Genomic DNA, 19,442 nt, shown 5'->3' on the forward strand with positions numbered 1-19,442 from the left:
GCCGGGCGTGGGACGGGTTGCCGTCGTGCCCTGCAGGGGCCGTCGGACGGGCCGCGCCCGCGGTCTCCCGGCGGAGCCCGGCGATGCGGTGCTTGATCCGGCCGCGCACGGCACGGCGTGGACTCGTGCCGCGCCCTGCCAGGGCACAGATACGGCTCGTCCGGCAGGTGCCGGACGAGCCGTGGGCTCAGCCGATGCCCGGTCAGGGCTGGGGGCCGGCCGTCGGAGGTCGGCGTCCCGGCGGCGCGGCTGATCAGCCGTGGCGGAGGTCGCGGCGGACCGGCCGTGGCGGGTCAGCCGCTGCGGGGTCCGGGGAACGCCGCGGAGCGGGTCGCGGTCGCGGTCGCGGCCGCGGGCTGGGACTCCTCGCGCACCGGCTGCGGCGGGACCGAGCGGGCCGCCGGGACGGTGGGCAGCGGCCCCAGGGTCCGGGTGGCGGTGCCCTCGGCCAGCGGCTCCGCGGACTCCGCGGCCTGGGCCCGCCGGGCCCCGTACCGCCGGTGCACGGCCTGCTTGGTGACGCCGAGCGCGGAACCCACCGCGTCCCACGAGAAGCCGAGCGAGCGGTCGAAGTCCACCGCTGCGGTCACCAGCGTCTCGACGCTGTCCCGCAGCTCCTGCGCGAGACGTACGGTGGGCGCGGGCGCCCGGCCATAGACGACGAAGCCCGTGGAGGGACCGGAGCGGCGCGGGCGGTACACATTGCCGAGCTGGGCGGTGAGCGTACGCAGAGCATCCACCTGCCGGCGAACCCGCTCGATGTCCCGCACCAGGAGGTGCAGGCTGGCCCGTGCTTGGGCGTCGTGGGTGGCGTGGTCGGCCATGAAGAAGCCTCTCGAACCGGTGCTGAAGAGCGGATCGGGCCGCAGACACCGTTCTCAGCGCGGCCCGGTTTCGGTCAATCTCTCTTGACCAACGCGCCATACCGCACGGAAGTCACGCACCGGGGGCGTGTCGGCATATGCGAGAGGCGCGCGTGTGTGCCCACGCCCCCTGACGAGGCGTCCAGGACCCCCGAACGGACCCCGGGGGCGCCCGGCGATCGGGCCGGGCATCCCCAACGGCGCCGGGAACATAGACTGGTGCGCTGCTGACAGCCGAGATAGCGAGGTAGGACCCCAGTGAAGCTCGTCTTCGCAGGCACCCCCGAGGTCGCCGTGCCCGCCCTGGACGCCCTGATCGCCTCCGGGCGCCACGAGGTCGCCGCCGTCGTCACCCGGCCCGACGCACCGGCCGGCCGCGGCCGCCGGCTCATCGCCAGCCCGGTCGCCGAGCGCGCCGAGGAGGCCGGCATCGAGGTCCTCAAGCCGGTCCGGCCCCGCGACCCGGAGTTCCAGGCCCGGCTGCGCGAGATCGACCCGGACTGCTGCCCGGTCGTCGCGTACGGCGCGCTGATCCCCAAGAGCGCCCTCGAGATCCCCCGCCACGGCTGGGTCAACCTGCACTTCTCGCTGCTGCCGGCCTGGCGCGGGGCCGCCCCCGTCCAGCACTCGATCATGGCGGGGGACCAGGTCACCGGCGCCTCCACCTTCCTCATCGAGGAGGGCCTGGACACCGGACCCGTCTACGGGCACCTGACCGAGGAGATCCGGCCCACCGACACCAGCGGCGACCTGCTGACCCGCCTCGCCTTCGCCGGCTCCGGCCTGCTGGCCGCCACCATGGACGGCATCGAGGACGGCACCCTGCGCGCCGTCGGGCAGCCCGCCGACGGGGTCTCGCTCGCCCCCAAGATCACCGTCGAGGACGCCCGGATCGACTGGAAGGCCCCGGCGATGCGCGCCGACCGCATGGTGCGCGGCTGCACGCCCGCGCCCGGCGCCTGGACCGTCTTCCGCGGGGAGCGGCTCAAGCTGATCTCCGTCGGCCTGGTCGCCGACCGCACGGACCTGGCGCCCGGCGAGCTCGCCCCGGCCAAGAACAACGTGTATGTCGGCACCGGCTCGCACGCCGTGGAGCTGCTCTGGGTGCAGCCCCAGGGCAAGAAGCCGATGCGCGGCGCCGACTGGGCCCGCGGGGTGCGGATCGCTCCCGGCGAGCGCGTCGGCGCCGCGGACGTAGGCTGATCCGTACGCAGTCCGCAGCACCTCGTAAACCCGGAGCACCTTTCTCGTGAGCGAACAGTCCCGTCCCCCGCGCGGCGCCGCAGGCCAGCGGCAGGCCAAGCCGTACCGCCGCCCCAAGAAGGACCCCGTCCGGCTGCTGGCCTTCGAGGCGCTGCGGGCGGTGGGCGAGCGCGACGCGTACGCGAACCTCGTCCTGCCCCCGCTGCTGCGCAAGGCCCGCCAGACGGAGGGCTTCGAGGCCCGGGACGCGGCACTGGCCACCGAGCTCGTGTACGGGACGCTGCGCAGGCAGGGCACGTACGACGCGGTCATCAAGGCCTGCATCGACCGGCCGCTGCGGGAGGTGGACCCGCCCGTGCTGGACGTGCTCTCCCTCGGCGCCCACCAGCTGCTGGGGACCCGGATCCCCACGCACGCGGCGGTGTCGGCGAGCGTGGAGCTGGCCAGGGTGGTGCTCGGCGACGGGCGCGCCAAGTTCGTGAACGCCGTGCTGCGCAAGATCGCCGCCCACGACCTGGACGGCTGGCTCGAGCTCGTTGCCCCGCCGTACGAGGAGGACGCAGAGGAGCACCTCGCGGTGTACCACTCCCACCCGCGGTGGGTGGTCAGCGCCCTGTGGGACGCGCTCGGCGGCGGCCGGGCCGGCATCGAGGACCTGCTCGAGGCCGACAACGAGCGGCCCGAGGTCACGCTGGTGGCGCGGCCCGGGCGGTCCACGCCCGAGGAGCTGCTGGAGGCGGTCGGCGAGGACTCGGCGCTGCCGGGGCGCTGGTCGCCGTACGCCGTCCGGATGGCCGAGGGCGGCGAGCCCGGAGCGCTGGAGGCCGTCCGCGAGGGCCGCGCCGGCGTCCAGGACGAGGGCAGCCAGCTGGTGGCGATGGCCCTCGCGGCCGCGCCGGTCGAAGGCAGCGACGAGCGCTGGCTGGACGGCTGCGCCGGACCGGGCGGCAAGGCGGCCCTGCTGGCGGCCCTGGCAGCGCAGCGCGGCGCGTTCCTGCTGGCCTCCGAGAAGCAGCCGCACCGGGCCCGGCTCGTGGAGCGCGCCCTGGCCGGCAACCCCGGCCCGTACCAGGTCATCGCGGCGGACGGCACCCGGCCGCCGTGGCGGCCGGGCTCCTTCGACCGGGTCCTGATGGACGTCCCGTGCTCCGGCCTGGGCGCGCTGCGCCGCCGCCCGGAGGCCCGGTGGCGCCGCCGTCCGGAGGACCTCGAGGGCTTCGCCCCGCTGCAGCGCGCGCTGCTGCGGGAGGCGCTGTCCGCCGTCCGGGTGGGCGGCGTCGTGGGCTACGCGACGTGCTCCCCGCACCTGGCGGAGACCCGGGTGGTCGTGGACGACGTACTCAAGGGCCGCGGCGCGGGCGCCTCGCCGGTGGCGGCCGAACTGATCGACGCCAGGCCGTACATGGGGGGAGTCCCCGCCCTCGGCGACGGCCCGGACGTCCAGCTGTGGCCGCACCTGCACGGGACGGACGCGATGTACCTGGCACTGATCCGGCGTACGGGGTAGCGGCCGGTCCTTCCCGGGCACCCGTCCGGCATCCCAACTTCCGTGACATCTACATGAGTTGACTGGGCATCACCTACCCTGCTGGTCGAGCCGATTCGCTGCGGCGGGTCGTACGGGGAGGAGACCCATGGCTGACGTGGTGCCGTCGCAGGCCCCTGACAACGCGCTGGCCCGCGCCATCGTGGCGCGGGTCGCGCCGGGCGAGCTGCCGTTCTTCGAGGAGACGGTCGCGAGCCTGGACGGCAAGGGCCGCAGGGGCCGCGCGGGGACCCGCCGCAAGGACGACCCGCTGGCCTTCGGCGGAGCGGCCGAACTGGTCGTCACCAGCATCGCGTGCGGGGTCGCGTACGAGGTCGCCAAGGCGATGGGCGAGGGCATCGGGCAGAGCCTGGGCGACCGGGTCAGGCGGCTGTTCGGCCGACGGGACCCCTCCCGTGCGCCGGCACCGGCGGACGAGGCGGTACCCGCTCTGCCGGAGCACCGCATCGCAGAACTGGGGGCGGTCGCACGGCGGACCGCGCTCCTGCTCGGGCTGCCGCCGGACCGGTCGGACCTGCTGGCGGCGGCCGTGGCCGACCACCTCAGGGCAAGTGGCCGGGACCAGGGGTGAGCGCGCCCCTCTTACCCACCGGCGAGGGGAGGCGGGGCGGCCGGCCCCTGCCCTCCGGAACGCTCGTCGCCTTCGTCCTGCTGATCTGCGCCGTGGTCTCCTCGATGACCATCCTGCACCCCGCGTACGCCGACTTCCTGGCGGGCGACCGGGGCGAGACGAGCGCACCCAACGCCTGCATGCGTGCGGCCATCGAGCGGGCCGGGGGACTCGGCGCCTTCGTCAGGGGCCCCCGGGACGGCTCCTGCGACGGGAGCGACGACCACACCAGCGAAGGCATCCTGATCTCGTATGCGGTGCTCGCCGTGGCCACCGCCCTGCACTACTGGTTCCGCTCCGCGCGCCGGGCCCGGAAGCGGGGCGTCCGCGCGTTGGACGCGGAACGCTTCCCCGCCCTCCACGCAGAGATCGAGCGGCTCACCGCGGGGGTCGGGCAGGCCCGAGGCGTCACCGTCCTGGTCGACTTCCTCGATTCCGGGGTGAACGGGGTCACCTTCGGCCGCGCGGGACGCCGCCACATCGTGCTCAGCCGGGGCCTGGTCGCGCTGTACGAGGGGGACGCCGCGCAGCGCGAGGCGTTCCGTGCCGTGGTCCTGCACGAGCTGGCCCATCTGCGCAACCGCGACGTCGACATCACCATGATCACGCTTTCGCTGCTGCGCTGCTTCTTCGTCCTGATCCTGGGTCCCCGGGTGTTCGGGGACCTGTTCGGCGTGCTCTTCGTACCGGGCGGAGCCGTCTTTTTCGGCGCGCGCATCCTGGACGCGCTCGCGCTCTGGTGGGTGATCCGCGCCGCCCGCGGCATCGTCCTGCGGACCAGGGAGTTCCTGGCGGATGCCCGGGTGGTGGAGTGGCAGCGCGGATCCCCCCGCCCACTGCTCGGCGCCTTCGGGCTGGCAGCGCAGACGGCGCCGCGCAGCCGCCGGCCGTCCCGTACGCATCCCTCGTTCGCCGAGCGCAAGGAGTGTCTGGCGGACCGGTCCCGGCTGATGTACCAGGGCTTCGGCTTCGCCTTCGTCGTGGGCTTCTGCCTTCCGCTCGCGTGGGACCCGGTCTCCTCGATCACCGCGCAGTGGCGGGTCGGGGGAGGAGTCAAGGGCTGGTGGCCCGCCGAGCTGATCACCGCACTGGTCGTGCTGGTCCTCTTCCTGACGGTGGCGCGGGCCGCCCTGCACGACCTCGGCGGATCCGGCAGGCGCCCGCCGCGCGCCCGCTTCCGGACCGGCCTGGCCGTCGGGATCTGCGCGGGATACGCCGTCGCGCCCAGCGTCGTCGTCGACCACACGATGATGCCCGGGCTGCGGCCGGACGTGCAGGCCTCGGGCTGGCTGGTGGTGGCGCTGATCGGCCTCGGGTTCACCTGGTGGTGCGAGCTCCTCGCGAGGTCCTGGGCCGTGCCGCTGGCGCATGCCGGAACGGAGTTCCGCGGCGTCGCACTGCTGGGACTGGCCGCGGCGGCAGCGGCGGTTCTCGCCGCCTCCACGGTCTTCGAACTGCAGTGGCAGATCGAGATGGGCCAGTTCATGAGCGAGGACCTGGCCGCCCTGCCGGGGCCGGTGCACGCGGCGCTGTGGACGCTGGGGGTGGCGGCCTACCAGCTCTCGGATCCCGTGTGGTTCACCGTGGCCGCGGCCCTTCTGCTGGGCATCCCGCTCGCCGGGCGGCTGCGGGCGCGTGGCCTGGCCCGGCCGGGGCCCCCGCACGGCTCCGGCCGGCCCGCCTGACGTCCGCGCCCAGGGGTGCGGCCACGTGGCCGGTGTCATGCAGAGAACGTGCCGGAAGGCGATCTCTAAGGGCAGGTTAATTGTTCTTCGGGATTGATTAAGCACCGCTACGGCCGTCTCGAGTTCCGGGGTCGTGGCCGGAAGTGCGCGCAGGCATGGCAGGCTTGGGGCATGGCCGCTCAGATTTATCCCAGCATCCTGTCCGCCGACTTCGCACGCCTCGCCGAAGAGGTGAAGGCCGTGGAAGGGGCCGACTGGCTGCATGTCGACGTCATGGACAACCATTTCGTCCCGAACCTCACCCTCGGTATGCCCGTCGTGGAGTCCCTGAGCCGCGCCACGGACATCCCGCTGGATCTGCACCTCATGATCGAGGACCCGGACCGCTGGGCCCCGCAGTACGTCGAGGCCGGAGCCGGGTCGGTCACCTTCCACGCCGAGGCCGCCGCCGCGCCCGTGCGGCTCGCGCGGGAGATCAGGGCCAAGGGGGCGCGGGCCTCGATGGCGCTCAAGCCCGCCACGCCGATCGAGCAGTACGAGGACATCCTCCCCGAGCTCGACATGCTGCTGATCATGACGGTCGAGCCGGGCTTCGGCGGCCAGCCCTTTCTGGACATCATGCTCCCCAAGATCCGCCGTACCCGGGAGCTGATCGCCAAGCACGGCCTGGAGCTGTGGCTCCAGGTCGACGGCGGGGTCTCGGCCTCGACGATCGAACGCTGTGCCGAGGCCGGCGCCGACGTGTTCGTCGCCGGAAGCGCGGTCTACGGGGCGGTCGACCCTTCCTCCGCCGTACGTACCCTGCGGGAGCAGGCGGGCGTCGCGATCGCCGCGGCACCCTGGGCCTGCGACCACTGAAACAAGGGTTGGTGAACAGCTCGGTGAACGGAAGCTGTCCAGGCTGATCAACGGCCGCCGGATCTGACAGGATGAACGGCGAGTCGAGAGTGTGAACAGCAGTGAGGAGAACGCGGTGTCTGCAATGTCGGCGGGACGGTCAGCCCTGCGGATGGGACCCGCGGAGCTGGTGCAGGCGGCGGCCATGGCCCGCCGCTTCTACCTGGAGGGCAAGTCCAAGATCCAGATCGCCGAGGAGTTCGGCGTGAGCCGCTTCAAGGTGGCCCGGGTCCTGGAGACCGCCCTCGAGCGCGACCTCGTACGGATCGAGATCCGGGTCCCAGCCGAGCTCGACGCGGAGCGGTCCGACGCGCTGCGCTCCCGGTACGGGCTGCGCCACGCGGTGGTGGTCGAATCCCCGGCCGATGCGACCGAGGACGCGCCCGATCCGGAGAACCTGGGTGCCGTCGCCGCCGACCTGCTCGGCGAGCTGGTCAACGAGGGCGACGTACTGGGCCTGGCCTGGGGGCGGTCGACCATCCACATGGCCGCCTCCCTGCACCGGCTCCCGCAGTGCACCGTGGTGCAGCTGACGGGCGTCTACGACGCCGGTACGGCCGAGCGCGGGTCCGTGGAGGCCGTACGGCGGGCCGCCCAGGTCTCGGGCGGCGACGCGCACCCGATCTACGCGCCGATGCTGCTCCCCGACCCGGCGACCGCGGCCGCGCTGCGGAACCAGACGGGAATCGCCCGGGCCTTCGAGTACTTCGACAAGGTGACCGTCGCGGCGGTGTCGATCGGCTCCTGGGAGCCCGGGATCTCGACCGTCCACGACATGCTCACGGACGAGGAGCGGGCGCACTACGCCTCGCTGGGTGTCGCCGCCGAAATGTCCGCCCACCTGTTCGACTCTGAAGGGCGGCGCGTCGGGCGGGACCTCGGCGAGCGCTGCATCACCGTCGAGGCGGACCGGCTGCGCCGGATCCCCGAGGTCGTGGCGATCGCGGGCGGACTGCGCAAGGCCTCCGCGATCGGGGCGGTGCTCCGTTCCGGCCTGGTGACCAGCCTGGTCACCGACACGGCGGTCGCGGACTACCTGCTCACCGAGTCGGCCCCGGGGCTGCGTCCGGCGCTGGAGCGGGCCGACCCGGACGACTGATCCGGGGCGGCGGGCCGCGCGGCGGGCGCCGCGGGACGCCATGGGGCGGATGGTGCCGCAATTGAGATCCGAACAGCGGGCTGTGAGGCGGCCCGCGGGGCGCATACTGGTCTCAATGACAAAGTCAGCAGTACCTCGCCGCCATTTGCCGTCCAGCCCGTTCAAGGCCCCCGTGGAACCGCCGCTCCGGCAGTTCAGCGTCGGCGACCGGGTCTCTCACGATGAGCACGGCCTCGGCCGTGTCGTCGGTATCGAGGAGGGGATCGCTGTCCTGGTCGACTTCGGGTCGGTCCAGAAGAGAATTCTGAGCCCTTACACCAAGATGGCCGCCCTCTGAGGGTGCCGCCGTCGCGGAGACCGTTACCGCGCGATTCGCAAGCGAATCGGATATTTGGCACGATCGGTGCATGATCTTCAGGGACGTGCCCCGGTCGTTGCTGCGTTCTGTCGTGGGAGCGGTGTTCCTTTGCGTTGCGCTGATCGGCGTGGCGGGGTGCGGTGGAGAGAAGACCGCGCCCTCCGCCGCGGCCGGGGTGAGTTCAGGGGCTGACGCCTCTGCGCCCCTGTGGGCCAAGGGGATGGCCACCGTACGGGCCGATGCGCTGCCTGCTCAGGCGCGGGACGTGCTCGTACTCATCGACAAGGGCGGGCCGTACCCGTACCGGCAGGACGGGACCGTCTTCGGGAACTTCGAGAAGGCCCTGCCGAAGCAGAAGCGCGGCTACTACCACGAGTTCACGGTGAAGACACCGGGTGAGCGCGACCGCGGGGCCCGGCGGATCGTGACCGGTGAGGGTGGGGAGTTCTTCTACACGGACGACCACTACGACACGTTCAAGGCGGTTCTGCGATGACCCTGGACCCGCAGCCGCTCGCCCCGGCGCTCGCCACCGCCGAGAAGGCGGGCTGGACGACCCTACGGGTGGACCTGGCCGGTGTACGCGGCAAGGCCGAGCTGATGCGGCGGTGGGGGACGGCGTTGGCCGTGCCGGCGTGGTTCGGGGGGAACTGGGACGCGCTGGCCGATGCGCTGATCGACCTGTCGTGGTTGCCGCAGGCGCCGGGGCGGCTGGTGGCGGTGACGTCGTGGTCCTCGTACGCGCAGGCGCGGCCGGCGGACTGGGAGACGCTGCAGGAGGTTCTGGAGGGGGCGGTCGAGTACTGGCGGGACGCCGGGGAAGGGGCCTTGGCCGTCCTTCTGGCCGAGCCGCCGCCCGCCGGCTGAGGACCCGGACACGGCGGTGGGGGCGGAGGCTCTGCCTCCGCCCCCACCGGGACTGGGTCGAAAGAGACGACCTAGCTCTTCGGGATCCAAGGGGGCGTTTGGCCCCAGGACCAGACCGGGATCTTCGCCGCGTCCACCGGTGGGGGGTTGGGGCCCGAGTAGATCAGGGCCATGCGGGTGCCCCATTCGATGTAGTAGGCGAACACCGCTCGGAACTCGGGGTCCGCCGGGAGGCCGACCTCGTCGGCCGTGTCCATCAGCAGGTCCACCCAGCGGCGGCGCTGCTGTTCGGTGATGCCGCGGCCCAGGTGCTTGGTGGCCATGTGCTGGTGGCCGCCGTGGTGGGCCGTGTACTGCGCCGGGCCGCCGAAGACCTCCGACAGCCAGACGGCCACGTGCTGGGGGTGCTCCGAGTCCATGCCCGCGAAGACCGGGGCCAGGATCTCGTCCTGCAGGGCGTGCGCGTAGAAGGCGTCCGTGAGGCGGTTCATCGCCTCCGCGCCGCCCATCCACTCGTAGATGGTGGGAGTGGTGCCGGGTGTGGTGCTCATGACTGGGGTGCGGCCTTTCCGGGGCCGGCCACGTCGGTGACGCGGTAGTGCTGCATCTCCTCGATGGCCTTGACGTACGGGCGGATCGCGTTGAAGAACGCCGGGAAGTGCTCGCCCTTGCGGAATCCGTTGAGGTGGGCGTCGACCGACGTCCAGCGGATGCGGAGGATGTAGCGCTCCCGGTCGTTCTCCTCCTCGCAGCGGGCCAGCTCGTAGTCGATGCACTCGGGTGACGCGGCCAGGGCCTCAGCGGCCTGTCGGTACGAGTCCTCGAAGGCCTGCTGGTCGTCCAATGCGATCCGGTAGCGGATGTATTCGACGGTGGTGGTCATGGGGCGTGCCTCTCCCTGTGATCGAGTGCCGGTCGGCTCGCTGTCAGACTTGCGTGATCATGCCCGGGTGGGGAGGACTTTCCTCATTCCGACCCAGACTTCTGGGAGTCCGTGGTGTCGGAGGCCTCGGACGCGTCCGAAACGTCGGGGCCGGCCGCGCGGACCTGCTGCACCTTGGCCAGCGAGTCGCGGAGCTCGGTCAGCCACTCGTCCGTGTTGCGGCCGACGAGGCGGACGCACCAGGCGAGGGCGTCGGCCCGGCTGCGGGCGACCCCGCCCGCGACCAGGGTGTCGAGGACCTGGCGCTCCGGCTGGCGCAGGCGCGTCATCACCGGGACCGCCAGGTGCGTGAACAGGACGCGGTCGTCGCCGGCCTGGACGGCCCAGGCGACCTTGCGGCGGTAGAGCTCCTCCGCCTCCCGGGCGACCTCGATGCGCTGCTCGCGGGTGCGCTCGCGGAACTCCTTGACCGACTCGGTCGCCGGGATGGCTCCGACGACCGTGATCTCCTCGCGGTCGACCGCCACATCGACCAGGGACTCGTACACGTCCACCGGAAGGCGGTCCGCGAACCACTTGCGAAGCTGCTCGCTCTGCTCGGATGTAATCATGTAATCAACGTTGCATCCGATGGGATCGTGATCGCAAGCGATTCGTGTTCGCTCTCAGCCCATCGAGCGGTAGCGGTGGATCAGCGAGACCGCCATCGCGCCCTCGCCCACGCCCGACGCCACGCGCTTGACCGAATGGGCCCGGACGTCGCCGGCCGCGAAGACGCCGGGGACGCTGGTCTCGAGCGGGTACGGGGCGCGCTCCAGGCTCCACTCCGCCGGGAGCTCCCCGCCGTTGGCGATCAGGTCGGACCCGGTGAGCACGAAGCCGTACTCGTCGCGCTCGACCACGCCCGACAGCCAGTCCGTGTGGGGGCGGGCCCCGATGAAGGTGAACATGAACCGGGCCGGGACCTGCGTGTCCTCGCCCGTCGTCGAGTCGTGGAGGGTCAGCTGCTCCAGGTGTTCGTCGCCGTCCAGCCGGACCACCGTCGTACGGACCACGACCTCGACGTTCGGGGTGCGGTCGATCTCGTCGATCAGGTAGCGGGACATGCTCGCGTCCAGGGACTCGGCGCGGACCAGGATGGTCACCTTGGCCGCGTACTTGGCGAAGTGCACCGCCGCCTGGCCGGCCGAGTTCGCGCCGCCCACGATGAACACGTGCTGGGAGATGCACGCCGAGCTCTCGGTGGTGGCCGCGCCGTAGTACAGCCCGGCGCCCTCGAAGCGGTCCGCGCCGGGGGCCTCCAGGCGGTTGTACGAGACCCCGGTGGCCAGCAGCACCGTCTCGGCGCTGATCTCCGTGCCGTCGGCCAGGACCAGGATCTTCGCCGGGTCGTCCCGGGTCAGCGAGACCACCTCCACCGGGTGCAGGATCTCGGCGCCGAAGCGCGAGGCCTGGATGGTGGCGCGGCGGGTCAGGTCGCCGCCGGAGAGGCCCGAGGGGAAGCCGAGGTAGTTCTCGATCAGGCTGGAGGTGCCGGCCTGCCCGCCCGGGGCGCGGGAGTCCAGCATCAGCGTCGAGAGGCCCTCCGAGGCCGCGTACACGCCGGCCGCCAGACCCGCGGGTCCCGCGCCGACGATGACGCACTCGTAGTGCGGGCGGGACGCGGTCGTGGCCAGCCCCAGCCGCCGGGCGAGCTCCGTGTCGGCGGGCGCGGAGAGCACCGTCCCGTCCGGGAACCGGACGAGCGGGAGCGTCGCGTCGGGCTGGGCGGCGATCAGGGTCAGGGCCTCGGGATCCCGCTCGACGTTGAGGAACCGGAACGGCTGGCCGTTGCGGGTGAAGAAGTCCCGGACGGCGTGGGTGCCGGGGGAGACGAGGTGGCCGGCGACGATGATGCCGTCGTACGCGGGGCGGTAGGTGGCCAGCCAGTCCGAGAGCAGGTCGTCGAGGACCGGGAAGAGCCGTTCGTGCGGCGGGTCCCAGGGCTTGAGCAGGTAGTAGTCCAGCCGGACCCGGTTGATGGCGGTGATCGCCGCGTCCGTCTCGGCGTACGCCGTGAGCAGCACCCGGCGGGCGTCGGGGAAGCGGCTGACGGCCTCGAGGAGGAACTCGACGCCGGTCACGTCGGGCATCCGCTGGTCCACGAGGAACAGCGCCGGATCGTGGCCGCGCTCGTCGAGGGAGTCCAGGATCTTCAGGGCGTCGGCGGCCGAGGAGGCGCCGAGCACCCGGTAGCGGTCGCCGTAGGCGCTGCGCAGATCGCGGCGTACGGCCCGCAGTACCTGCGGATCGTCGTCCACGGCCAGGATGACGGGCTTCTTGCTCTCCGCGCGCTCGGCCGCGGCCGCCGTGGCGTGGGCGGTGGCGCTCTCCGGGGCCGCACTCATGCCGCGTCCAGCATCAGCTTGTCGGCGTAGCACCAGGCCCAGGTCTCACCGGGCTCGTGCGACGCGGCGATGGGGTGCTCGCTGGTGCGGTAGTGCTTGGTGGCGTGGCGGTTCTTGGAGGAGTCGCAGCATCCGACGTGCCCGCAGCTGAGGCACATCCTCAGGTGCACCCAGGTGTCGCCGAGGGCGAGGCACTCCTCGCAGCCCTCGGTGCCCGGCTTCACCGGACGTATCTGATCGATGTGTGTGCACAACAGGTCCGTCGTCATCGTCCCCGTCCCTCTCCTCGTCCTTCGTGCACCCCTGATTCACGGCGCGTCCAGACCATAGGGCGGTGCCCCCGTAATGGTTCACTGATTCGGCCGAAGTCAGGAAGTCCCGCGGCTACTTCATGACCTCCGGAAGCGACTACCTGAGGTGCCCGTGCGACCTGCCTTCCTACCTCACGAAGTCGCATACGGGCGCTTTGACGCAGGCCCCGGGCACAAGCAGTGTGGGTCACGCCAACGACAACAGGCGGCGCCTGGAGGAATCCGTGAGCAGAAAGATTCTGGTCATTGTCTCCGAACACGGTTACTGGGCCGAAGAACTGATAGGCCCCGTATCGAAGTTCGATGAGCGAGGCTACGAAGTCGTATTCGCCACGCCGACCGGAAAGCGTGCGCACGCTCTTCCGCCGAGCCTCGACGCGAACTTCATCGATCCTCCGCTGGGACGCTCGGTCACCACCGAGGAGAACGCCCGGCTGGGCCGGGAGTTCGAGCAGTCGAGCCGGCTGGACTCCCCGCTCGACATCGAGGCGTGGGTCCCCGAGCGGCCGTACACGAGCGACGAGGGCTATCTGCGCAAGCTCGAGCAGTACCACCGCGATCTGGACAAGCTCGAGGCCGACATCGCCGGCTACGACGCGGTCCTCATCGTCGGCGGCAGCGGGCCCATCGTCGACCTCGCCAACAACGAGCGCGTGCACGCCCTGATCCTGGCCTTCAAGAAGGCCGGCAAGGTCGTGGCGGCCGAGTGCTACGGCGTGGCCTGCCTGGCCTTCGCCCGGGACTGGGGCGACCGCAAGAGCATCATCTGGGGCAAGCACGTCACCGGCCACTGCAAGGAGTACGACTACAAGGACGGAACCGGATTCCTCGGTACCGACTTCAACATGGGCCCGCCGCCGTACCCGCTGGAGTACATCCTGCGCGATGCCACCGGGCCGCGCGGCGCCTATCACGGGAATTTCGGCCACCCGCTCTCGGTGATAGTCGACTTCCCGTTCGTGACCGGCCGTTCCACCCCCGATTCGTATCTGACGGGGCAGAAGATCGTGGAAGTCCTGGAGGACGGTCTCACCCGTTACGGGTGGTAGGGGGAATCATGAAAGCCACTCCCGGACGGGAAAGGCTGATCGAGCAGTTCAAGGCCGACGGCCTGAATGTGATGTTCGGAAATCCGGGGACGGTGGAACAGGGATTCCTCGACGCGGTGGACGCGGCGGAGGACTTCCACTACGTCCTCGCCCTCCAGGAGACCGTGGCCGCCGGCATCGCCGACGGCTACGCCCGGGCCACCGGGGGCGCGGCCCTGCTCCAGCTGCACTCCGGAGTGGGGCTGGGCAACGGCATCGGGATGCTCTACCAGTCGCTGCGCGGCCACACCCCGCTCGTCGTGGTCGCCGGCGACGCCGGGGTCCGCTACGACGCCATGGACGCGCAGATGGCGTCCGACCTGGTGGCGATGGCGAAGCCGGTGACGAAGTACGCGACCCGGGTCACCGACCGGCACTCCGTACTGCGCACCATCCGCCGGGCGGTCAAGATCGCCCTGACCCCGCCGCGCGGCCCGGTGTTCGTGGCGCTGCCGATGGACGTGCTGGACGAGCTGAACTCCGAGCCCGTCCTGCCCGCCACGGTGCCCCTCACGGACGTGGCGCCCTCGCCCGCCTCGGTGGGGCGGGCGGCAGAGCTGCTCGCCTCCGCGGAGCGGCCCGTGGTCCTCGTCGGCGACGGGGTCGCGCTCTCCGGGGCCCAGCGCGAACTGGCCGCCGTCGCCGAGCTGCTGGGCGCCGATGTGTACGAGGTGGACTCGTCCGAGGTGAACATCGCGGCCTCGCACCCGCTGCGCCGCGGTCAGACGGGCCACATGTTCGGCCCGCACAGCAAGGAGCTCGTCGCCGACGCGGACGGGGTGCTGATCGTCGGCACCTACGTCTTCCCGGAGGTGTTCCCCGAGCTGGAGAGCCCCTTCCGGGCCGGCGCGAAGGTCGTCCACATCGACCTGAACGCGTACGAGATCGCCAAGAACCACCCGGTGGACCTGGGCCTGGCCGCCGATCCCCGGCAGGCGCTGCGCGCGCTGGCCGGCGTACTCGAACGCCTGCTGACCCCGCAGCGGCGGGCGGCCGCGGCCGCCCGGCTCGACGCCCGCACCCGCGAGCGGGCGCTGTCCGCCAGGGGAGGGGAGAGCGAGCAGGACGGCACGCCGATGGCCGTCTTCCTGCGGACCCTGGCCGAACGCACCGGCGGGGACCTGATCGTCTTCGACGAGGCGCTGACCACCTCGCCGCTGGTGACCCGGTACCTGCCGCCGGAGCGTCCGGGCGACTACCACCTCACCCGGGGCGGCTCGCTCGGCGTGGGCTTCCCGGGGGCGGTCGGCGCCAAGCTGGCCCGTCCGGACCGCCTCGTCGTCGGGTTCGCGGGCGACGGCGGGTCGATGTACACGTACCAGGCGCTGTGGACCGCGGTCCGGCACGGCATCGACGCCAAGTTCGTGGTCTGCAACAACCGCAAGTACCGGCTGCTCGACGACAACATCGCCCAGTACTGGCGGGAGCGGGACATCCCGGAGCACGGCTTCCCGGGTTCCTTCGACCTCTCCCACCCCGAGATCGACTTCGCCGGGCTGGCACGGGCGCTCGGCGCCGAGGGGATGCGGGTGGAGAAGCCGGACGAGGCGGTCGCGGCCGTGGCCCGGATGCTCGACCATCCCGGTCCGTTCCTCGTCGACGTACAGATCTGACCCACCGCTGCGACCCACCGCACAGCACACCACCACGGACAGGAGGAGACCGCATGCCCGCCGAGCGGCTGACCGAGGAAGCGATCCGCACCTTCGCGGAGAACTGGTACGTGGCCCTGGACCAGCACCTTCCGCTGGACCAGGTGCTCCCGCTCATCACCGAGGACCTGGAGTTCAAGGTCCCCGAGGACACCTTCCTCGGACACCAGGGCTTCGGCCGCTGGTACGCGGCGGTCACGAACCGCTTCTTCGACGAGGTCCACACCGTCACCAAGGTGGAGCCCGTCATCGAGGGCGACCGGGCGATCGTCCGGGTGCTCGTCAACTGGCAGGCCAAGATCTGGGACCCGCCGGCCGCCCGCAGCCAGTGGCTCGGCTTCGATGCCGACCAGACCTGGACGGTCGTGGCCGGTCCCGACGGACCGCTGATCAAGCAGTACACCGTCAACGACCTGGCCCCGATGCCCGGTTCCGGCTCGCTCTGAGCACGGGCGCCGGCGAAGGAGAAGCGACGATGACCGAAGTGACACGGGAGCGGGTCGAGGCGGCGTACGCCGCCCTCGGCTCCGGCGACCGCGCCCGCATCCTCGAGTACTACTCCGAGGACCTGCGCTGGCTGGTGCCGGGCAACCACCCGCTGGCCGGCTGGTACGAGAGCCTGGACGCCTTCCTGGACCTGATGGGGCAGACGCACAAGCTCACGGGCGGCACCTTCCGCATGGACATCCAGTCCGTCCTCGTCGGCGAGGACTGCAGCGCCGACGTCTGCCGCAACGTCGCCCTGCGCGACGGCGCGGACCAGGGGAGCCGGTCCCCGTACGAGCGGATGGACTACCCGGTCTTCCACTTCATGCGGTGGCAGGACGGCCGGATCGTCGAGGGCCGCGACGGGCTCTTCGGGGACTCGGCTACCGCCTTCAGCCAGTTCTGGGCGCCGTTCGCGCCCGACGGAACCCGCCGGGACCGATAGGGGGAGGAGCGCGATGAGCGCTGTGGACGCACGACAGATCCTTGAGAAGTACTACGAGTACGCCAACGCCGGGGACTGGGACCGCTGGTGCGACCTGTTCGCCGACGACCAGGTCATGGACGAGCAGCTCGCCGGACACATCGAGGGCCTGGAGGTCCTGCGCTCGATGATGAAGGGCATGGGGACGATGTACCGGGTCTTCCGGAACGAGCCCGTGCACTTCCTCGTCGACGGGGAGAAGGCCGCGGCCGTCTCCCACCTCAGCGCCGTCAGCGCCTCCGGCGAGGCGATCGAGGCCGAGGTCATGAACTTCTTCCGGATCGTGGACGGAAAGATCGCCTACATGGCGAACTACCACGACACCGTCCCCTTCCAGGTGCTGAGCCAGGGCTGAGGGAGGCCGACTCGTGGCGATCGCCGAGAGCGAGAGAGAAGAGTACGACTACGTCATCGTGGGATCCGGCACCGCGGGCAGCGTCCTCGCGCACCGGCTCTCCGAGGACCCGGACGTCTCTGTCCTGGTCCTGGAGGCGGGCGGCAACCGCATCCCGCCCGAGGTGGACGACCCGTCCTCCTGGTACAAGCTGCTCGGCGGGCCCGTCGACTGGGGCTACACCAGCGTCCCGCAGCCCGGGCTCGACGGCCGCCGTACGTACGAACCGCGCGGCAAGGCCCCCGGCGGCAGCAGCAACCTGTACATCATGATGCACATCCGGGGCCACGCCTCGGACTTCGACAACTGGGCCTACCAGGGCGCCGCCGGCTGGGGGTACGAGGACGTCCTGCCGTACTTCGCCCTCCTGGAGGGCCAGGAGGACGCCACCGCGCCCACCACCGGCACCCGCGGCCCGCAGCGCATCACCAACGCCGGGCACCACGGCCCCAACCCGGTCTCCCGCGCCTTCATCGACGCGGCCGTCGAACTCGGCCACCAGGAGATCGACGACTTCAACACCGACGGGCCCCGGCGCGGCCTCTTCGGCACCGGCTGGCACCACATCGACGTGGCCGACGGGCGCCGCCAGGGCACCCTCGCCGCCTATCTGGAGCCCGCGCTGGAGCGCTCCAACCTGACGCTGCGCACCAGCGCCCAGAGCACCCGGCTGCTCTTCGACGGCGACACCTGCACGGGCGTCGAGTACGCGCAGCTCGCACCGCCCGCCGAGTTCCCCGGCCGGACCGTGCGCGACGGCCACAGCGCCACCGCCGGGCCCGGTCTGCGCTCCGTACGGGCCCGCCGGGAGGTGATCGTGGCGGCCGGGGCGATCGAGTCCCCGAAGCTGCTGCTGCTCTCCGGCATCGGGAACCCCGAGCAGCTGCGCGAGCACGGCATCGAGACGGTCGCGGCCCTGCCCGGGGTCGGCGAGAACTTCCACAACCACGTCCTGACCGGGCTGATGGCCGAGGTCACCCAGGAACTCCCGCCGCCGGCGCAGAACCTGTCGGAGAGCGCTCTGTTCCTCTCGTCCCGGCCCGGTCTGCCCGCGCCCGACCTGCAGATCGCCTTCGTCCACGTGCCGTTCGACGTGATCGTCGGCAAGGACCACCCGAACACGGTGAGCATCCTGCCCGGTGTCGTACGGCCCGTCTCGCGCGGCTGGATCAGGCTCGCGAGCGCCGATCCGCTGGCCCACCCGCTGATCAACCCGAACTACCTGGGCGACCGGTGGGACCTGGAGCGGATGGTGCAGGGCATCAAACTGGCCCGCGAGATCTTCGCGACCTCGGCCTTCTCTCCCTGGTACAAGCAGGAGCTCCAGCCCGGTCCCGGCTACGGATCCGACGAGGACCTGCGGACCTTCGCGAAGCAGAAGTCGGAGAGCTACCACCACCAGGCCGGCTCCTGCCGCATGGGCATCGACGACCTCTCGGTCGTCGACCCCGAGCTGCGGGTGCACGGCGTACGCAACCTGCGCGTCGTCGACGCGAGCGTGATGCCCGCGGTCCCGTCGGGCAACTGCCACACCGCCATCGCGATGATCGCCGAGCGCGCGGCGGACTTCCTGAGGGGGGTGTCCCGTGCCTGACGCCGTACTGCGCGAGGGTGCGCTGTCCGGGACCCGGATCGCGGTCCTGGTCGAGAGCGACTTCTACGAGCCGGAGATCTTCTACTACCAGCACCGGTTCGCCGAGGAGGGCGCCGAGGTCGACTTCCTGACCCGGCTGTGGGGCAACGACTCCATCACCTTCTCCGGGCACGAGTACCGGGCGCCGTTCACCGCCGACAAGTCCCTGGAGGGGCTGAGCGACGAGGACCTGCGCCGGTACGCGGCGATCATCGTGCCCTCGGGCATGGTGGCCGACCGGCTGCGCTACACCGAGGACGTCGACGTCCTCGCACCGGCGACCGAGCTGCTGCGCCGGGCCTTCGAGGAGCCGACGGTCCTCAAGGGGATCATCTGCCACGGCATGTGGCTGGCCGCCTCGATCCCGGGCAAGGTGCGCGGCCGCAAGGTGGTCTGCCACAACAACCTCATCGGTGACGTCCGGAACATGGGCGGCGAGTACGTCGACGAGGACGTGGTGGTGGACGGGGACCTGGTCACCGGCCGCACCGGCGCCCACCACCACCTGTTCGCCCGCCGGATCATCGAGCTGATCGCGGCGGGGCGGGGCCGGGGGGCCGCCTGATGGCCGGGATGGTCTGGTCGCACGTGGGCCTGAACTGCACGGACCAGAAGACCACCGAGGAGTTCTACACCCGGTACTTCGGCTTCACCCGGGCCAGGGTGGTCGACCTCGGGGAGGCACAGATCGTGTTCCTGCGCCGCGGGGACGCGTACCTGGAGCTCTTCGCGGCCGGCACCGAACCGGCCCGGCAGGCGCACGAGGACGGCCCGCAGGCCCCGGGCCGGATGCGCCACCTGGCCTTTCAGACCGACAGCGTGGACGCGTTCCTGGCCGAGCTGGGCGACGCGGCCGAAGTGACCCTGGGCCCGCTGGACTTCGACGACTTCATCTGCGGCTGGCGGACCGTGTGGGTCCGCGATCCCGACGGGGTGATCGTCGAGGTCAGTCAGGGATTCGAGGACGACCGCTCACACGACAAGGACGGTGCATGA

23 protein-coding genes are annotated in these 19,442 nt (G+C 71.6%); 17 read left to right on the top strand and 6 right to left on the bottom strand.

The window, feature by feature from the left end; all coding sequences use genetic code 11:
* Window positions 1-293 precede the first annotated feature (293 nt).
* Window positions 294-824 carry a hypothetical protein gene (locus OG299_RS31405; RefSeq protein ID WP_327363274.1) on the bottom strand — a complete coding sequence of 177 codons (531 nt, stop codon included), beginning with the start codon at window positions 822-824 and terminating at the stop codon, window positions 294-296.
* A gap of 297 nt (window positions 825-1,121) precedes the next feature.
* Between OG299_RS31405 and fmt the strand changes: the two genes are divergently transcribed.
* The 9 genes from fmt (at window position 1,122) to OG299_RS31450 (ending at window position 9,128) form a co-directional block, all read left to right on the top strand.
* Window positions 1,122-2,066 carry a methionyl-tRNA formyltransferase gene (fmt, locus tag OG299_RS31410; protein WP_266631102.1) on the top strand — a complete coding sequence of 315 codons (945 nt, stop codon included), beginning with the start codon at window positions 1,122-1,124 and terminating at the stop codon, window positions 2,064-2,066.
* 46 nt (window positions 2,067-2,112) lie between these two features.
* Window positions 2,113-3,573 (top strand): RsmB/NOP family class I SAM-dependent RNA methyltransferase, encoded by a 1,461-nt coding sequence (locus tag OG299_RS31415; protein ID WP_266631104.1) that lies wholly within the window; start codon window positions 2,113-2,115, stop codon window positions 3,571-3,573.
* A gap of 127 nt (window positions 3,574-3,700) precedes the next feature.
* Complete coding sequence (locus tag OG299_RS31420; protein ID WP_327363275.1) at window positions 3,701-4,183, top strand: hypothetical protein; 483 nt, start codon at window positions 3,701-3,703, stop codon at window positions 4,181-4,183.
* Complete coding sequence (locus OG299_RS31425) at window positions 4,180-5,907, top strand: M48 family metallopeptidase (protein WP_327363276.1); 1,728 nt, start codon at window positions 4,180-4,182, stop codon at window positions 5,905-5,907. The genes OG299_RS31420 and OG299_RS31425 overlap by 4 nt, the downstream gene beginning before the upstream one ends.
* A gap of 171 nt (window positions 5,908-6,078) precedes the next feature.
* Window positions 6,079-6,765 carry a ribulose-phosphate 3-epimerase gene (gene rpe, locus OG299_RS31430; RefSeq protein ID WP_266631110.1) on the top strand — a complete coding sequence of 229 codons (687 nt, stop codon included), beginning with the start codon at window positions 6,079-6,081 and terminating at the stop codon, window positions 6,763-6,765.
* A gap of 124 nt (window positions 6,766-6,889) precedes the next feature.
* Window positions 6,890-7,903, top strand: coding sequence for a sugar-binding transcriptional regulator (locus tag OG299_RS31435; RefSeq protein WP_432762288.1), 1,014 nt, complete (start codon window positions 6,890-6,892; stop codon window positions 7,901-7,903).
* A 115-nt stretch (window positions 7,904-8,018) separates the two neighbouring features.
* On the top strand, window positions 8,019-8,240 hold the full coding sequence (locus OG299_RS31440) for a CarD family transcriptional regulator (RefSeq protein ID WP_053788968.1): 222 nt from the start codon (window positions 8,019-8,021) through the stop codon (window positions 8,238-8,240).
* A 70-nt stretch (window positions 8,241-8,310) separates the two neighbouring features.
* Entirely contained in the window at window positions 8,311-8,757 is a 447-nt protein-coding gene (locus tag OG299_RS31445) for a guanyl-specific ribonuclease (RefSeq protein ID WP_327363277.1), read from the top strand.
* Window positions 8,754-9,128, top strand: coding sequence for a barstar family protein (locus OG299_RS31450; protein ID WP_266631118.1), 375 nt, complete (start codon window positions 8,754-8,756; stop codon window positions 9,126-9,128). Before OG299_RS31445 ends, OG299_RS31450 begins: the two co-directional genes overlap by 4 nt.
* A 71-nt stretch (window positions 9,129-9,199) precedes the next feature.
* Here OG299_RS31450 and OG299_RS31455 read toward each other — a convergent pair whose 3' ends face one another.
* The 5 genes from OG299_RS31455 to OG299_RS31475 form a co-directional block, all read right to left on the bottom strand.
* On the bottom strand, window positions 9,200-9,679 hold the full coding sequence (locus OG299_RS31455; protein WP_327363278.1) for a group II truncated hemoglobin: 480 nt from the start codon (window positions 9,677-9,679) through the stop codon (window positions 9,200-9,202).
* Window positions 9,676-10,011, bottom strand: a complete 336-nt coding sequence (locus OG299_RS31460; RefSeq protein ID WP_323179086.1) for a putative quinol monooxygenase — start codon at window positions 10,009-10,011, stop codon at window positions 9,676-9,678. Before OG299_RS31460 ends, OG299_RS31455 begins: the two co-directional genes overlap by 4 nt.
* A gap of 83 nt (window positions 10,012-10,094) precedes the next feature.
* Complete coding sequence (locus OG299_RS31465; protein ID WP_327363279.1) at window positions 10,095-10,622, bottom strand: ATP-binding transcription factor AbmR; 528 nt, start codon at window positions 10,620-10,622, stop codon at window positions 10,095-10,097.
* Between the two features lie 54 nt (window positions 10,623-10,676).
* A complete protein-coding gene (locus tag OG299_RS31470) occupies window positions 10,677-12,398 on the bottom strand; it encodes an FAD-dependent oxidoreductase (protein WP_327363280.1) in 1,722 nt (573 codons plus the stop codon).
* On the bottom strand, window positions 12,395-12,667 hold the full coding sequence (locus tag OG299_RS31475; RefSeq protein WP_266631123.1) for a UBP-type zinc finger domain-containing protein: 273 nt from the start codon (window positions 12,665-12,667) through the stop codon (window positions 12,395-12,397). Before OG299_RS31475 ends, OG299_RS31470 begins: the two co-directional genes overlap by 4 nt.
* Window positions 12,668-12,933: 266 nt before the next feature.
* On the opposite strand from OG299_RS31475, the gene OG299_RS31480 reads away from it, so the two are divergent.
* From OG299_RS31480 to OG299_RS31515, 8 genes are read left to right on the top strand one after another with little or no spacing between them, the layout of a single operon-like run.
* Window positions 12,934-13,758, top strand: coding sequence for a type 1 glutamine amidotransferase domain-containing protein (locus OG299_RS31480; RefSeq protein ID WP_266631125.1), 825 nt, complete (start codon window positions 12,934-12,936; stop codon window positions 13,756-13,758).
* Window positions 13,759-13,766: 8 nt separating this feature from the next.
* On the top strand, window positions 13,767-15,410 hold the full coding sequence (locus tag OG299_RS31485) for a thiamine pyrophosphate-binding protein (protein WP_266631127.1): 1,644 nt from the start codon (window positions 13,767-13,769) through the stop codon (window positions 15,408-15,410).
* Between the two features lie 53 nt (window positions 15,411-15,463).
* Window positions 15,464-15,895, top strand: coding sequence for a nuclear transport factor 2 family protein (locus OG299_RS31490; RefSeq protein ID WP_267000525.1), 432 nt, complete (start codon window positions 15,464-15,466; stop codon window positions 15,893-15,895).
* 29 nt (window positions 15,896-15,924) lie between these two features.
* Window positions 15,925-16,380 (top strand): nuclear transport factor 2 family protein, encoded by a 456-nt coding sequence (locus OG299_RS31495; RefSeq protein ID WP_266631131.1) that lies wholly within the window; start codon window positions 15,925-15,927, stop codon window positions 16,378-16,380.
* Between the two features lie 13 nt (window positions 16,381-16,393).
* A complete protein-coding gene (locus OG299_RS31500; RefSeq protein ID WP_266631133.1) occupies window positions 16,394-16,774 on the top strand; it encodes a nuclear transport factor 2 family protein in 381 nt (126 codons plus the stop codon).
* Window positions 16,775-16,787: 13 nt separating this feature from the next.
* Window positions 16,788-18,407, top strand: coding sequence for a GMC family oxidoreductase (locus OG299_RS31505; protein WP_327363281.1), 1,620 nt, complete (start codon window positions 16,788-16,790; stop codon window positions 18,405-18,407).
* On the top strand, window positions 18,400-19,011 hold the full coding sequence (locus OG299_RS31510) for a DJ-1/PfpI family protein (RefSeq protein WP_266631137.1): 612 nt from the start codon (window positions 18,400-18,402) through the stop codon (window positions 19,009-19,011). The genes OG299_RS31505 and OG299_RS31510 overlap by 8 nt, the downstream gene beginning before the upstream one ends.
* Window positions 19,011-19,442: a VOC family protein gene (locus OG299_RS31515; protein WP_266631139.1), complete on the top strand. Its 432-nt coding sequence runs from the start codon at window positions 19,011-19,013 to the stop codon at window positions 19,440-19,442. The genes OG299_RS31510 and OG299_RS31515 overlap by 1 nt, the downstream gene beginning before the upstream one ends.

It is taken from the genome of Streptomyces sp. NBC_01296, from assembly GCF_035984415.1.
Classification (GTDB): domain Bacteria; phylum Actinomycetota; class Actinomycetes; order Streptomycetales; family Streptomycetaceae; genus Streptomyces.

What these genes read in the sequence shown, in the direction of transcription:
- OG299_RS31420 (WP_327363275.1), top strand. Translation starts at nt 3,701, where the DNA reads ATGGCTGACGTGGTGCCGTCGCAGGCCCCTGACAACGCGCTGGCCCGC.
- OG299_RS31440 (WP_053788968.1), top strand. Translation starts at nt 8,019, where the DNA reads ATGACAAAGTCAGCAGTACCTCGCCGCCATTTGCCGTCCAGCCCGTTC.
- OG299_RS31500 (WP_266631133.1), top strand. Translation starts at nt 16,394, where the DNA reads ATGAGCGCTGTGGACGCACGACAGATCCTTGAGAAGTACTACGAGTAC.
- OG299_RS31435 (WP_432762288.1), top strand. Translation starts at nt 6,890, where the DNA reads ATGTCGGCGGGACGGTCAGCCCTGCGGATGGGACCCGCGGAGCTGGTG.
- OG299_RS31405 (WP_327363274.1), bottom strand. Translation starts at nt 824, where the DNA reads ATGGCCGACCACGCCACCCACGACGCCCAAGCACGGGCCAGCCTGCAC.
- rpe (WP_266631110.1), top strand. Translation starts at nt 6,079, where the DNA reads ATGGCCGCTCAGATTTATCCCAGCATCCTGTCCGCCGACTTCGCACGC.
- OG299_RS31450 (WP_266631118.1), top strand. Translation starts at nt 8,754, where the DNA reads ATGACCCTGGACCCGCAGCCGCTCGCCCCGGCGCTCGCCACCGCCGAG.
- OG299_RS31495 (WP_266631131.1), top strand. Translation starts at nt 15,925, where the DNA reads ATGACCGAAGTGACACGGGAGCGGGTCGAGGCGGCGTACGCCGCCCTC.
- OG299_RS31475 (WP_266631123.1), bottom strand. Translation starts at nt 12,667, where the DNA reads ATGACGACGGACCTGTTGTGCACACACATCGATCAGATACGTCCGGTG.
- OG299_RS31470 (WP_327363280.1), bottom strand. Translation starts at nt 12,398, where the DNA reads ATGAGTGCGGCCCCGGAGAGCGCCACCGCCCACGCCACGGCGGCCGCG.
- OG299_RS31455 (WP_327363278.1), bottom strand. Translation starts at nt 9,679, where the DNA reads ATGAGCACCACACCCGGCACCACTCCCACCATCTACGAGTGGATGGGC.
- OG299_RS31465 (WP_327363279.1), bottom strand. Translation starts at nt 10,622, where the DNA reads ATGATTACATCCGAGCAGAGCGAGCAGCTTCGCAAGTGGTTCGCGGAC.
- OG299_RS31460 (WP_323179086.1), bottom strand. Translation starts at nt 10,011, where the DNA reads ATGACCACCACCGTCGAATACATCCGCTACCGGATCGCATTGGACGAC.
- OG299_RS31515 (WP_266631139.1), top strand. Translation starts at nt 19,011, where the DNA reads ATGGCCGGGATGGTCTGGTCGCACGTGGGCCTGAACTGCACGGACCAG.
- OG299_RS31490 (WP_267000525.1), top strand. Translation starts at nt 15,464, where the DNA reads ATGCCCGCCGAGCGGCTGACCGAGGAAGCGATCCGCACCTTCGCGGAG.
- OG299_RS31445 (WP_327363277.1), top strand. Translation starts at nt 8,311, where the DNA reads ATGATCTTCAGGGACGTGCCCCGGTCGTTGCTGCGTTCTGTCGTGGGA.
- OG299_RS31485 (WP_266631127.1), top strand. Translation starts at nt 13,767, where the DNA reads ATGAAAGCCACTCCCGGACGGGAAAGGCTGATCGAGCAGTTCAAGGCC.